Here is a 13,487-nt window from a genome sequence, read left to right on the forward strand (position 1 = left end):
GAAAATGGGGTCAAAAAGATTCGGGCACAGCCATACTCAGCAGGTGGTAGCTCAGACACTTGCCGTGTCCGTCCAGAACAGGGCTTCCCGTCACTCCCCCGCCGAGCACGCCGGGCAGCTCGAACACCAGGCCGGAGACCAACGGCATCTCCGTGCGGCGCACGTCTCCGGTGACCAACGGCGCGAAATGTTCAGCAACGGCCTCGACAGTGAGTTCGCGGGTCAATAACTCGTAGTGTTCGTCGGTCCGCGGGAAGACAGCGAGAATAAGGGTGTCGCCCTTGTCCCCGGTTCGCACGTCGGCGAGATCGTCGACAGTCCTCATACCGTCACCTCCGTGGTGTGCACAGCGGTCGTTACCTGTGCGCGTGGAATCAGACACGACCTGATGGCAAGAACCTCGGTGCTGCTCCTGCGCGCACCGCCTCCACCGGCCGGGCCGTTGGTGTACAGACTTTCGACTTCCCATCCCACCAGTGCAGCTGTCTCCGCGTCGGGTACCTTCGCGGTCACTCGCAGTCGCACTTCGGGGACATCGGCGATCGACGCAAGTCCGCGGAAGGCTGCGCCCGCCCCGATGTACTCGATGCCGACTTTCTCCGCCGGAATGCCGTGCACCTCCCACAGTCGCTGCTGCACAATTCCTCCGGCGAGCTCAGCGCGTTGCAGGGCGCGTGGCCCGGCGTAGCTGATCTGCCCTTCACCGAGCCAACCGCCGCGGAATCCAAGAGTCACCTTCAACTCCTCCGGGCGCGTGCCGCCTGTCGCGCCTGACACAGCCACCCGGTCGGGCTCAACGGTCTCGAACGAGACTCCGGTGAAATCCGCGGTCACGTCCGGCGTCAGGTACCTCGCGGGATCGCCTACCTCGTAGAGCAACTGCTCGGCGCACGTTCGCCGAGACAACTCCCCGCCGGTGCCGTCGACTTTGCCGAATTCGGCTGTGCCGTCTGCACGTACGTCCCCGAACGGAAAGCCCAAATTTGCCAGACACTGCACAGGTTTGGTGACCGGGTCGGCGAAGTAGCCACCGGTCAGTTGGCCCGCGCACTCGAGTAAATGTCCGACGGCCGTCCCCGCACCGAGTGTCTCCCAATCCTGACCGGCCCAACCGAACTCGTGCATCAGCGGCGCGAGATACAGAGCGGGATCGGCAAGTCGGCCGGTAAGGATCACGGCGGCATCGACGTCGAGTGCGGGCAATACGGCATCGGCCCCGATATACGCGTTGGCCGACACCAGTTCCTCGGAATGCTCCGACAGCGGGCGGCCGGTCTCCCATACCACCGGATCGATGCGACGCACCGCGTCGAGCACGTCGTCGCCGGTGACGGCCACGATGCGCACCGAACGCGAACACACCTGCTCCGCCACACGCGCAACAACGGCTGCTGCCGCAACAGGATTCGCGGCTCCGGAGTTGGTCACGACGGTAATGCCCTGCTCCGTCGTCGCGCCGAGTACTGCACGCATGCGCGCTGCCAAGAGTGGGTCGTAGCCGGTCGTGGGATCAAGCAATTTCCGGGCCTGCCCGGTCGCAACCGTCCGCTCGCCGAGGCACTCGAAGATCAGATAGTCGAGCTCGCCTCGCTCGGCCAAAATCTGGGCGGGGTCGATACGATCGCCGGCAAACCCTGCGCCCGCACCCAACCGGATGGTTCCGCGGGCGCTCATGAGACCCACACCGGGATGACGCCCGTCGCGAAGGCAACCCCGAGCATGCCGAGGCTGACGAGCCACGCCCACCCGAGGGTATGCCGGATGTGCCTGCCGATGTCGACCTTTGCGAGACCGACGAGAAGGTAGAACGCGCCCGTCATCGGACTGATCGGGAAGCCGACGGTCTCCTCACCGATGATCGACGCCTGAGCGAGATGGATTGCGCTGATACCGAACTGGTCACCGACCTCGATGAGCACCGGCAGCACGCCGAAGTAGTACGCGTCCGGGCCGAAGATCAGACTCATCGGTACCGCGAACACCCCGACGATGAGCGGAAGTGCCGGTGCCATCCAGTCCGGAATCACATTGGCAGCGCTGACGGCCATCGATTCGATCATGCCGCTGCCGTCGAGCACACCGAGCAGAACACCGGCGGCGAGCAACGTGCCCACCATCAGCATCGCCCCGACGGCATGGGCCTCGATGCGCGCGGACTGCGCCTTCATACCCGGGTAATTGATCAGGAGCGCAACGATGGTAGCGATGATGAAGCAGGTCTCCGGAGGTGCGACGGCCGCGATCAGTGCGGCAAGTGTCGCGACAACGAGAACGACGTTGACCCAGAACAGCTTCGGACGTAGCAGGCTGGGCTCGTCGGGCTTGTCGGGCTTGTCGGGCTCTTCGGGGGTCTCGCCGCCGCCCGAGCCGGCTGAGGCCGGCCCGTCGGTTCCGCCGGTGGCGGGTACCGGGATTCGCTGCCCGACGCGTGCCGTCGACTCCTCCACCTCGGCCTTGACATCACCTGCTGCGACCTTCGCCAACCGTGTCCGCTCTCGGCGTCCGAGGTAGTACGCGATGGCCAACGCGAACACCACGCCCGCGATCTGCGCGGGAATCAGTGGCACCCACAGCTCGTTGGCGTCGACGCCCAATGTTGCGGCCGCTCGCGCCGTCGGGCCGCCCCAAGGAACGATGTTCATGACGCCAGCACCGAGTCCGACACAGGTGGCCAACACCAGCCGGCTCATCCCGAGGCGCTCGTAGATCGGGAGCATCGCAGGAACGGCGATCAGGAACGTGACCGCGCCTGCGCCGTCGAGATGGGCGACCAATGCAAGAGCGGTCGTAGCAACGGCGACGGTCGGCGGAGCGCTGCCTGCCCACTTCACGATGCGCGCGATGAGTGGATCGAACAGACCCGCGTCGCGCATGATCCCGAAGAAGACGATCGCGAACAGGAACATGGCCGCGACGCCGACGACGCCGCCAAGTCCCTCCTTGACGAACCCCGCCACCTCGGACGGCGAGTTGCCGGCCAGGAACGCCGCGGCGAGCGGGACACCCGCAAGCGCAACGATGGCCGCGACGCGTTGGGTGAACAACAGCAGCAGGATGACGGCAATCGTCCCGAAGCCGAGCAGTGACAGCATGTGATCTCCTTCATCGAATACGACGAGTGTTGTGCAGATCACTTACGCCGTCCAACATCAGTTGGGTATAGATTCATGCTCTGTGGGCATAAACCTGGGCATTGCCCATCTCCGCGCCGTCGTCGCACTCGCCGATCACGCGAGCTTCACCGCTGCAGCGAACTCACTGCTGGTCTCTCAACCAAACCTGAGCCGGACAGTCGCCGAGGCCGAACGCCGTCTGGGCGTGCGACTGTTCGTGCGCACCACCCGCAGCGTCGACCTCACCGGTGATGGACACGAGGTGACGGCCTATGCCCGTCGAGTATTGCTCGAGTTCGACGACGGCCTGGAGCAGATCGGACGCTTCGTCTCGGGCGACCGAGGAACCGTCACCATCGCGTGCTTGCCATCGATCGCGGCAATCTTTTTGCCCCCGTACATCGTGGAGTTCCGCAACAGTCATCCCGACGTCTCGGTGCACATCAAGGACGGTCTACGCGACGACGTGGTGGCCTCAGTCCGCGACGGTTCGGTTGATTTCGCAGTGGTGGCGGCATCGGAACGAGCGAACGACTTGATTCGCACGACGGTCAGCACCGACGCGTTCGTCTGCGCAATACCACCGAATCATGCTCTTGCACAACGTACAAGCCTGTCGTGGACCGACCTCGCCGACGAGCCGTTCATCGCCTTCGGCCCCGAATCGAGCATTGCTTCGCACGTGCGACTGGCGCTGGACAACGCGGGAGTCGACGTCGGACCATCGGTTCAGGCGCACAACGTGGCCGCCGTAGCGGGCCTGACCGCTGCCGGACTTGGTATCACCGTGATCCCGGAACTGGTGGTGCCGATGATGTCGTTCGCGAACCTGATCTACCTGCCCATCGAGCCGACCATCCACCGCACCATTTCTGTCGTGCAATTGCCAGGGCGACGCCAGAGTGCCAGCTGTTCGGCGTTCCTCGGTGTTCTGGTCCCGCCCCCGAAGGAGTGAATGGTCCATTCACAACGTCTGAGCGTATGAAAGTCACATTGACCCAGCTGGGGCGGGCTGTGGACCGAATTCTGTTGCACCCCAGAACGAATGAATGGTCCACTCACAGCGTCTGAGCGCGTGAATGGACCATTCATTCCATGAAGGGCGAGCCAGAAAGAACTACTGCTTCGCCGACTCCAGAGCATCGTTGAACGTCTTCGACGGACGCATCACGGCAGCGGTGGCTTCGGGGTCGGGGTAGTAGTAGCCGCCGATATCGACTGCCGTGCCCTGGACCTCGTTGAGCTCGGCGACGATTTTCTCTTCGTTGTCAGCCAACGTCTTCGCCAGCGCAGCGAAGTGCTTGGCCAGCTCGGCGTCCTCGGTCTGCTCGGCGAGTTCCTGCGCCCAGTACAGCGCGAGGTAGAACTGGCTGCCACGGTTGTCGAGTTCACCGGTCGAACGCGACGGTCCCTTGCTGTTCTCGAGTAGCTTGCCGGTGGCGGAGTCGAGTGCCTTGGCGAGGATGGTCGCCTTGACGTCGCCGGTCTTGATGCCCAGATCTTCGAGGCTCACTGCCAGCGCCAGGAATTCGCCGAGCGAATCCCAGCGCAGGTGGTTCTCTTCGATGAGCTGCTTGACGTGCTTGGGAGCCGAACCGCCCGCACCCGTCTCGTACAGTCCGCCGCCGGCCATCAGCGGAACGATGGAGAGCATCTTGGCGCTGGTGCCGAGTTCGAGGATCGGGAACAGGTCGGTGAGGTAATCGCGCAGGATGTTGCCCGTCGCGGAGATGGTGTCGAGCCCGCGGACCAGACGCTCCATCGTGTACCGGATCGCGCGAACCTGCGACATGATCTGAATGTCGAGGCCCTCGGTGTCGTGATCCTTCAGGTACTTGCGCACCTTGCCGATGAGCTCGTTCTCGTGCGGGCGGTACGGGTCGAGCCAGAAGACGACCGGCATTCCGGACTCGCGGGCACGCGTCACGGCGAGCTTGACCCAGTCCCGGATCGGCGCATCCTTGACGATGCACAGTCGCCAGATGTCGCCCTCTTCGACGGTCTGCGTGAGCAGCACCTCACCGGTGGCCTTGTCGGTGATGTTGACGATGCCGGCCTTCGGTACCTCGAAGGTCTTGTCGTGTGAGCCGTACTCCTCGGCCTGCTGCGCCATCAGCCCGACGTTGGGGACGGTGCCCATCGTCGTCGGATCGAACTGACCGTTGGTCTTGCAGAAGTTCACCATCTCCTGGTAGATCCGGGAGAAGGTCGACTCCGGGTTGACGGCCTTGGTGTCCTTGGGACGACCATCCGCTCCCCACATCTTGCCGCCGGCGCGAATCATGGCGGGCATGGACGCGTCGACGATGACGTCGCTGGGCGAATGGAAGTTCGAGATGCCGCGAGCGGAGTCGACCATCGCGAGCTCCGGACGGGTCTCGTGACACTTGTGCAGGTCTTCGATGATCTCGTCACGCTTGGATGCCGGGAGCGTCTCGATCTTGGTGTAAAGATCCGACAAGCCGTTGTTGACGTTGACGCCGAGCTCTTCGAAGATCTCGTTGTGCTTGGCGAACGCGTCCTTGTAGAACACGCGGACGGCATGGCCGAAGACGATCGGGTGCGAGACCCGCATCATCGTCGCCTTGACGTGCAGCGACAGCATGACGCCGGTCTCGTAGGCGTCCTGCATCTCGGCCTCGTAGAAATCGAGGAGCGCCTTCTTGCTCATGAACATCGAATCGATGACGTCACCGTCTTTGAGCGAGACGGTCTCCTTGAGCACGACCGGTTCGCCGTCGGAGGGCAGCAGTTCCATCTTGATCTCGCGGTCACCGTCGACGACAGCCGACTTCTCGCCGTGGTAGAAATCGCCCTCACGCATGTGCGCGACGTGGGTGCGCGACGCCATCGACCACTCGGTCATGGAGTGCGGGTGCTTGCGGGCGAATTCCTTGACGGCCTTCGGGGCACGGCGATCCGAGTTTCCTTCACGCAGAACAGGATTGACCGCGCTACCGAGGCATTTGGTGTAACGCTCGCGAATTTCGCGCTCTTCGTCGGTCTTCGGGTTGCCGGGGAAGTCGGGAATCGCGTAGCCCTTGTCCTGCAGCTCCTTGACAGCGGCGATCAACTGCGGAACCGAGGCGCTGATGTTGGGCAGCTTGATGATGTTGGTCTCGGGCAGCTGCGTCAGCTTGCCCAGCTCGGCGAGGTTGTCGGTCACTCGCTGGTCTTCGTTGAGATAGTCCGGGAACTCGGCGAGGATGCGGTTCGCAACGGAGATGTCACTCGACTCGACGTTGATCTCGGCCGCGCTGGCGAAAGAACGTATGACCGGCAGAAACGCGTGAGTCGCCAGCATGGGCGCCTCGTCGGTCAAGGTATAGATAATGGTCGGCTTCTTCGCAGTCATGTTTCGCCTTTGCCTCAGTTTCAACGTCGTCTTTTGGATGCGTCCACTGTCGACTTTAATCTTTGAACCCGCCAATGTGCGGGGCAGTGGGGTATCACTCCACCAACGGTTCCAAGTTACCGACGAGTAGGGCGCTCAAAGGGTTTCGCCACCCCGCCGCGACTTGCCTCTGACCACCATCGGAGCATCCGATTTGCCCGAATCGGAACAATGACACCCGCTCCGTCCGTTGAACGAGGTATGACGACCTACAAGACTGTCAATCCTGCCGACGGCACAACTGTCAAGGAATTCGAGACTCTCGATACGGCCGGCGTCGAGCGAGCACTCGCCGACGCACACGCCGGTTTCCAGACGTGGCGCAAGACCTCACCGAAGCACCGCGCCGAGATTCTGCACAAGGTCGCCGATCTCTACACCGAGCGTTCGGACGAATTGGCCCGCACGATCTCGATCGAAATGGGCAAGCCCCTCACCGAATCTCAAGGCGAGGTGGAGCTGTCGTCCAACATCTACCGCTACTACGCCGACAACGGCCCCGCGCTGCTCGAGGACGAGAAGCTCGACGTCCCCGGCGCGGAAGACACTGTGCTGCAGCGCAAGCCGGTGGGCGCACTCGTCGGCGTCATGCCGTGGAACTTTCCGTATTACCAGGTTGCCCGGTTCGCCGGCCCGAACCTGATGGTGGGCAACACGATTCTGCTCAAGCATGCACCCAACTGCCCGCAGTCGGCGCTGCTGATGGAGGAGATTTTCCAGCAGGCCGGACTCCCCCAGGACGCGTACATCAACATCTTTGCCACCAATGACCAGATCGCCGACATGATCGCCGACCCACGCGTCCAAGGAGTGTCGCTCACCGGTAGTGAGAGGGCCGGAACCTCCGTCGCCGAGACCGCCGGACGCAACCTCAAGAAGGTCGTCCTCGAGCTCGGCGGATCGGACGTGTTCATCCTGCTCGACTCCGACGACATGGACGCTACAGTCGAATCCGCGACCCGGGCGCGGCTGTCCAACGCAGGCCAGGCCTGCAACGCCGCCAAGCGCATCCTCGTCGCCGAGGACGTCTACGACGACTTCGTCCCCAAGCTCGTCGCATCCTTCGAGGCCGTGCAGACCGGTGATCCGTTGGACGCAAAGACCACCCTCGGCCCGCTGTCGTCGCAGACCGCCGCCGACACGTTGATCGAACAGATCGACGACGCCGTCGCCAAGGGCGCAACGCTGCTGACCGGCGGCAAGAAGATCGACGGACCGGGTGCATTCGTGCAGCCGACGCTACTGACCGACGTCACCCCGGACATGCGCGCGTACAGCGAAGAGCTGTTCGGGCCGGCCGGCGTGATCTACAAGGTCGAAAGCCCGCAGCAGGCAATCGAATTGGCCAATTCCTCCCCGTACGGCCTCAGCGGCTCGGTGTGGAGCACCGACCTCGACAAGGCCCGTGACGTGGCCGAGCAACTCGAAGTCGGCATGGCCTTCGTCAACGAACACGGCACCACCCTGCCCGGCCTGCCCTTCGGCGGAGTCAAGCGCTCCGGCGTCGGCCGCGAACTGGGTCCCTGGGGCATGGACGAGTTCGTGAACAAGAAGCTCGTCAGAGTTTCCGCGAAGTAGGCTCCGCTGAAGATGCTCCCCGGGCAGTTGTCCGGGGAGCTTTGTCATCCCGCGGTCATACTGTCTCGATGATCGTCGAACATGCTCTGTTGCACGTCGTCCCCAGTCGAACCAAAGAATTCGAGGCCGTCTTCGCCGACGCGAAGTCGATCATCTCCTCGATGCCGGGGTTCATGAATCTGACTCTGTCCAAGGGCATCGAGCAACCCGATGTCTATCTACTGCTCGTGGAATGGGAACGCCTCGAAGACCACACCGAGGGCTTTCGACAGTCCGACCAGTATCAGGCGTGGAAGACACTGTTACATCACTTCTACGAGCCGTTCCCCGTCGTCGAGCATTTCGACCCGGTACTGCGGGCGTAGCCGATAGGTTCGAGTTTCGTCCCTATCGCCGTTTCGAGGAGTCAACCGTGGCCAACGCTTCGTCGTTCGTATCCAAGCAGGACGACATCGAGATCAGCACCTACACCTGGGCCACGTCCGTCGATCCGGCTCGCGGTGTCGTGCAGATCGCGCACGGACTAGCCGAGCACGGCAGCCGCTACGTCCGCTTCGCCGCCGCCCTGAACGACGCCGGATTCCACGTCGTCGCGTCCGATCATCGCGGCCACGGAGACTCGATCGTCGACACGCCGGGTGACTTCGGGGCCGCCGCGTTCGCCGGGTTGTGGGCCGATATCGAACAACTCGGCGAATCGTTGCTGAACGAGTACCCGGACCTCCCACTGTTCTTGTTCGCTCACTCGATGGGTTCGTTTGCCGCGCAGCATGTTCTGATCGAGCGATCGGACCTGTACGAGGGTGTGGTGCTGTCGGGATCGACCACGCTGGACATCCTCGCCGCCGGAATGGCCGACGCCCCCGCCGGCGACCTGAGCGTGTTCAACGCCGCCTTCGAGCACCGCACCGGATACGAGTGGCTCTCACGTGACGGGGCCGAAGTGGACGCGTACGTCGCCGACCCGCTGTGCGGCTTCGACCTGCCGGAGTCGACGGTGCCCGCGCTGTTCGGTGAGGCCGAGAAGCTCGCCGATCCACACAACCTCGAGCAGATCCGCTCCGACCTTCCACTGCTGATCACGTCGGGAACCGACGATCCGCTCGCGGGCGGAGGCCAGTTGATCGAAACCCTCGCTGCCCGCTACCGCGAGGCCGGCATGAGCGACGTGACGGTCACTCTTTACCCCGGTGCCCGCCACGAAATTCTGAACGAGACCAACCGCGACGAGGTCACCGCGAACATCATCGGCTGGCTCACCGGCCGCGCCGGGTAGCTCTACCGCCGACGCAGCTGCACGGGCTGCCCATCCTCGGGGAAGGGCAGCGACGTGAAGTTGAGCGGCGCAACGTAATCGGGATCGACCGACCAGTCGAACCGCAGCAGCAGGTGATGCATGATCGTCTTGATCTCCGCGCCGGCGAAGAACATACCGATACATTTGTGCACGCCCCCGCCGAACGGCTCCCACGCATAGCGATGGACCTTGTCCTCACGACGGTCGTCGGCGAATCGGCCGGGGTCGAATTCCTCGGGGTTGGGCCAATACTGCGCCATGTGGTGCGTGAAGTGCGGGGCGACCGACGCATACGTCCCCGCGGGGACGAACTTGCCCTGCACCTCGGTGTCTTTGATTGCGCGGCGGGCAACCACCGGGGTGGGCGAGACCAAACGCAGACATTCCTTCATGACCAGATCGACGCTGGGGAGTTCGTCGAGTTGCGCGAGCGACGGCGCATCGGTGCCGAGCGCCTCGGACTCGGCACGGCACTTGTCCTGCCACTCCGGATGCTGGCCGAGGTACTGCATCATCGTCGACAGCGTGATCGTGGACGTGTCGTGTGCAGCCATGAGAAGGAAGATCATGTGGTCGATCACTTCGTCGTCCGAGAAGCGCTCGCCGTTGTCGCCCTCGATGTGGCAGAGGACGGAGAACAGATCGTCGGTCTCGGTGGCACGCCGGGCCGGTAGGTAGCGCCGGAAGAAGCCGTCGAGCACAGCCCTGCCGTCCAGCCCTCGCTTCCACCGCGTACCCGGAACGCGGTAGCGCACGATCGACGTCGCAGCCTGGACGCACGCCACGAAACTGGCGTTCAGTAGTGCGATGTCGGCATCGGTACTGTCCTCGGCACCGCCCATGAAGATCGATGTTGCGACCTCGAGCGTCAGCGCTTTCAGCGCGGGGTAGACCTGGACGTCGCGTCCGCCCTGCCAGGCGTCCAATCCTGTTGCCGTGACAGGGTTCAACGCGTCGACGGATTTGGTGAGACGATCGCGAGTGAACGCCTGCTGCATGATTCGGCGGTGCCGGAGATGTTCCTCGGAGTCGAGCAACATCAGACCGCCGTGGAAGAACGGTCCGATGAGCAGAGACCATCCGTCACTGTTGACGAACGCCTTGTCCGCGTTCTGCAGCACCTGCTGGCACGCGTTCGGCCCGAGGACGGTGATCCACTTCTGACCGGCCATCGTCAACCAGGACACCTCGCCGTACTTCTCCCACCGACTGCCCAGCAGCTTGAGGGGGTCGCGAATGTATTCGAGGGTGTGACCGACTACCGGCAGACCGCCATCGCCGAACACCGGCTCGAGCGTCGAATCAACAGGTGGAGCAGCCAGAACACGTGCCATTGTCGACCTCCGTCAATCTGACAGAGCGGCCTGTCAGATGAGATGTAGTCTGCGTCACACTTACTCCGTCTGTCAAGATCTATCCATGGCATCCACCACGCGCCGCTACAACGGCATGAGCGCAGACGATCGCCTTGCCGACCGTCGTGCCCGTCTGCTCGAGGCCGGGCTCGAGGTGTTCGCGGCAGCCGGAGCAAAGGGCGCGACCATGACTGCAATCTGCGCACGCGCCAAGCTCACCGAACGCTACTTCTACGAAAACTTCAGCAGCAGAGACGATCTCCTCGAAAAAGTAGTGGATTCGATATCCGACGAAATTCGAGCCAAGGCCATGGACGCACTCCACTCCCCCGCACCTACCGTCGAAGAACAGGTGCACAACGCCATCGCCGCATTCGTCGGCGTGCTCACCGAGGACGCACGCAAGGGCCGCGTCGCGATGATCGAATCGCTGGCCGTCGACTCACTCCGGGCGTACCGACGAAAGTCCATGCGCGCCTTCGCCCATCTGGTCGCCGAACAATCACGCGAACTGTTCGGTGAGCAGGCCTTCCCCCAACCGCAGTCGGAGATCAACGGCCTGCTCTTCATCGGCGGACTCGCCGAATTGGTGATCGCCTGGCTGAACGACGAAATAGACATCACCCCGGCGGAGATCGTCGACGCCGCAGCACGACAATTCATCGTGACGGCGCACCGATGAAGTGCCTTCGGCAGTGGCGTGATTATGTGCCCGCTGAGGCACTTGAACGCACCACTGCGCCGAAGGCGCACTCTTACCGGTCGAAGTGCGCCTTCGAGATCTGGCCGTGCACACCGACCGTCTTGTCGACCACCTGCGAGACGGTGAAATTCGCGGCCGCGGAGAGGTATGCGTACGCCGTCGCGCGGTCCATGCCGAGATCCGTCTCGAGGAAGTCGAGAGCATTGACCACCGCGCGACGCATGGCGGCGTTCAGATCCGAACCCTGGCCACCGACGGCACCGTCCGGATCGGACAAGCCGATGGGAATCCACGAATCCTCGTTCTCGGCAAAGGGATACGAGTACGCGACGGATGGTGCATCCCCACTGCCGGCTTTGCAGACGGTGAGCCGGAAGGTACCGCGCAGCGACCCCTCCATCGCGGTCAGCGCCACCTCGCCGTCGCCCATCGCCATGTGGGGATCGCCGACATAGAACAACGCGCCCTCCGCGAACACGGGCAGGTAGAACGTCGATCCGACGCCGAGCAGACCGACGTCGATGTTGCCGCCGCCCAGCGTCGGGGGAATCGAATTGGCGTTCGGGGACGTCAGACCCGGATCGCTGGCGAACGCGACACCCATCATTCCCATGAACGGTCGCAGTGGAAAGCGCACGGCCGCATCGCCGTAACGCATCACGCCTTGTCCGTCCTCGACTGAGGTGAACGTGGACACGTTGCCGTACTGCGTCGGGTCACCCGACTTCCTGCCGTCGCTTCCGATCGGCGGCATGACCTCGTCGAGGCTGATACCCGCAGGTGCCTCACCCGATGCAGTGACCGCCAGAGCACCCTTGCCGTGCCTGCTCGACACCACGCCGTACGGAACGCGTGGAATAGCCTCGAGCGTCTCGATCTTGAGCACGTTACCGCGCTGCGCACCTTCGACGAACACCGGGCCCGTCACCACGTGCGGGCCGTCGACATCGAAGTTGCGTACCGTCCGGTCGTACCCACCGGCGATGTCGATCGCGTCCTGAAGTACATCGGACTCGGAAACACCTTTGCCGCCGAAGAATTCGACAGGATCACGGCCCTGATCTTCGAGGATTCCCTCATGACTGAGGGCGTCGATGGTCACCGTCTCGCCGGACTTCATCTGCAGCACCGATTCGGACTCGACTGTCGGAACGTAACCCCACAGGACCTTGTCGACCTCCGAGCTCAGGTAGTGATCACCGGAGATGTCGCCGGCTCCGGGCTGAAGAATGCCGGCGGCCGTCGGGGCCGCTGAGGTCGTAGCGGAAGTCGTCGAGGATGACGTAGAACACGCTGCCGTTCCAGCAATTCCGACGCCCGCTCCCAGAGCGGCCACCGCCTGGATGAATCCTCGACGACCGATCCCCTTGGTGATCGTCTCCGCTGCCTGCCCCGCCATCGACCGCGCCATGATGCCTCCTGAATTGTCCGAATCTCGAACGTAGATCAGGGGTGTTTCTCGGCAGTTACGAACGCGCGTCGCCGCAATTGCTCAGCAGCTCAACTGGGGTCGCTGCCGCCGATCGCCGACCACCAGACCGCGGTAACAGCAGCCAGCAGACTCACTGCGACAAACTGGGCGAATCCTCCCCCGTCGACGATCAGCCACAGCAGACCGATGAACGGGCCGGCTACCGCGGCGGGGGCGTCGAGCATGATTCGGCGGCGTAGCGATCCGAATCTCTCACTGCGCGTGCGCAGATCGGACTCGTTCAACCGAGGTGCGTCCAGCGGGACACCTGGAGGCAATGCCGTACGACGACGCCCCGACGGCACGGCGACAATTCCCGGTTCCACGACAAAGGCTCGGCGGCCGAGGATCGACTTGCTCATGCGGGCATCGGCGTCGGGGACGATCGCCAACAGCCCGGTGTGGAAGTAGGCGGGGTACCAGGTCCGCCCACCGCTCTCGTGCACTTCCAGGTACCCGCGCGACCGCATGCGGTGTTGAAACCGCACTCGTCGCAAGGTAATTCGACTAGAGGACCGCGATGCGGATTGTGCGGCGAGCAGAGCGACCCCCACCGACCAACCCGTACAGATCAGG

The 13,487-nt window shown here is 63.4% G+C and carries 12 protein-coding genes; 5 read left to right on the forward strand and 7 right to left on the reverse strand.

The window, feature by feature from the left end:
* Positions 1–10: 10 nt before the first annotated feature.
* Genes QM797_RS15165 through QM797_RS15175 form a run of 3 tightly spaced genes read right to left on the reverse strand, consistent with a single transcriptional unit; the run spans position 11 to position 3,092 of the window.
* Positions 11–325, reverse strand: coding sequence for an AtuA-related protein (locus QM797_RS15165; RefSeq protein ID WP_283276464.1), 315 nt, complete (start codon positions 323–325; stop codon positions 11–13).
* The gene (locus QM797_RS15170) at positions 322–1,674 is read right to left on the reverse strand and encodes an acyclic terpene utilization AtuA family protein (protein ID WP_283276465.1); all 1,353 of its coding nucleotides are present in this window, start codon (positions 1,672–1,674) and stop codon (positions 322–324) included. The genes QM797_RS15165 and QM797_RS15170 overlap by 4 nt, the downstream gene beginning before the upstream one ends.
* The gene (locus QM797_RS15175; protein ID WP_283276466.1) at positions 1,671–3,092 is read right to left on the reverse strand and encodes a CitMHS family transporter; all 1,422 of its coding nucleotides are present in this window, start codon (positions 3,090–3,092) and stop codon (positions 1,671–1,673) included. The genes QM797_RS15170 and QM797_RS15175 overlap by 4 nt, the downstream gene beginning before the upstream one ends.
* An 82-nt stretch (positions 3,093–3,174) precedes the next feature.
* Here QM797_RS15175 and QM797_RS15180 point away from each other — a divergent pair, with 82 nt between their 5' ends.
* On the forward strand, positions 3,175–4,068 hold the full coding sequence (locus QM797_RS15180) for a LysR family transcriptional regulator (RefSeq protein ID WP_283276467.1): 894 nt from the start codon (positions 3,175–3,177) through the stop codon (positions 4,066–4,068).
* Positions 4,069–4,230: 162 nt separating this feature from the next.
* Here the strand turns inward: QM797_RS15180 and QM797_RS15185 are convergent, their stop codons facing one another.
* On the reverse strand, positions 4,231–6,468 hold the full coding sequence (locus QM797_RS15185; RefSeq protein WP_283276468.1) for an NADP-dependent isocitrate dehydrogenase: 2,238 nt from the start codon (positions 6,466–6,468) through the stop codon (positions 4,231–4,233).
* A 240-nt stretch (positions 6,469–6,708) separates the two neighbouring features.
* Here QM797_RS15185 and QM797_RS15190 point away from each other — a divergent pair, with 240 nt between their 5' ends.
* The 3 genes from QM797_RS15190 (at position 6,709) to QM797_RS15200 (ending at position 9,361) form a co-directional block, all read left to right on the forward strand.
* Positions 6,709–8,085 carry an NAD-dependent succinate-semialdehyde dehydrogenase gene (locus QM797_RS15190; RefSeq protein WP_283276469.1) on the forward strand — a complete coding sequence of 459 codons (1,377 nt, stop codon included), beginning with the start codon at positions 6,709–6,711 and terminating at the stop codon, positions 8,083–8,085.
* A 68-nt stretch (positions 8,086–8,153) separates the two neighbouring features.
* Entirely contained in the window at positions 8,154–8,450 is a 297-nt protein-coding gene (locus tag QM797_RS15195) for an antibiotic biosynthesis monooxygenase family protein (protein ID WP_283276470.1), read from the forward strand.
* A gap of 47 nt (positions 8,451–8,497) precedes the next feature.
* Entirely contained in the window at positions 8,498–9,361 is an 864-nt protein-coding gene (locus tag QM797_RS15200; protein WP_283276471.1) for an alpha/beta fold hydrolase, read from the forward strand.
* 2 nt (positions 9,362–9,363) lie between these two features.
* On the opposite strand, the gene QM797_RS15205 is transcribed toward QM797_RS15200, so the two are convergent.
* The gene (locus tag QM797_RS15205; protein ID WP_283276472.1) at positions 9,364–10,716 is read right to left on the reverse strand and encodes a cytochrome P450; all 1,353 of its coding nucleotides are present in this window, start codon (positions 10,714–10,716) and stop codon (positions 9,364–9,366) included.
* An 85-nt stretch (positions 10,717–10,801) separates the two neighbouring features.
* Here QM797_RS15205 and QM797_RS15210 point away from each other — a divergent pair, with 85 nt between their 5' ends.
* A complete protein-coding gene (locus QM797_RS15210) occupies positions 10,802–11,419 on the forward strand; it encodes a TetR/AcrR family transcriptional regulator (RefSeq protein WP_283276473.1) in 618 nt (205 codons plus the stop codon).
* Between the two features lie 73 nt (positions 11,420–11,492).
* Here the strand turns inward: QM797_RS15210 and QM797_RS15215 are convergent, their stop codons facing one another.
* Together QM797_RS15215 and QM797_RS15220 are read right to left on the reverse strand one after the other, a co-directional pair.
* Positions 11,493–12,851, reverse strand: coding sequence for an acetamidase/formamidase family protein (locus tag QM797_RS15215; protein ID WP_283276474.1), 1,359 nt, complete (start codon positions 12,849–12,851; stop codon positions 11,493–11,495).
* A gap of 89 nt (positions 12,852–12,940) precedes the next feature.
* On the reverse strand, positions 12,941–13,399 hold the full coding sequence (locus QM797_RS15220) for a hypothetical protein (RefSeq protein ID WP_283276475.1): 459 nt from the start codon (positions 13,397–13,399) through the stop codon (positions 12,941–12,943).
* Positions 13,400–13,487: the final 88 nt, after the last annotated feature.

The organism is Rhodococcus sp. IEGM 1381 (assembly GCF_030056795.1).
Lineage (GTDB): Bacteria > Actinomycetota > Actinomycetes > Mycobacteriales > Mycobacteriaceae > Rhodococcoides.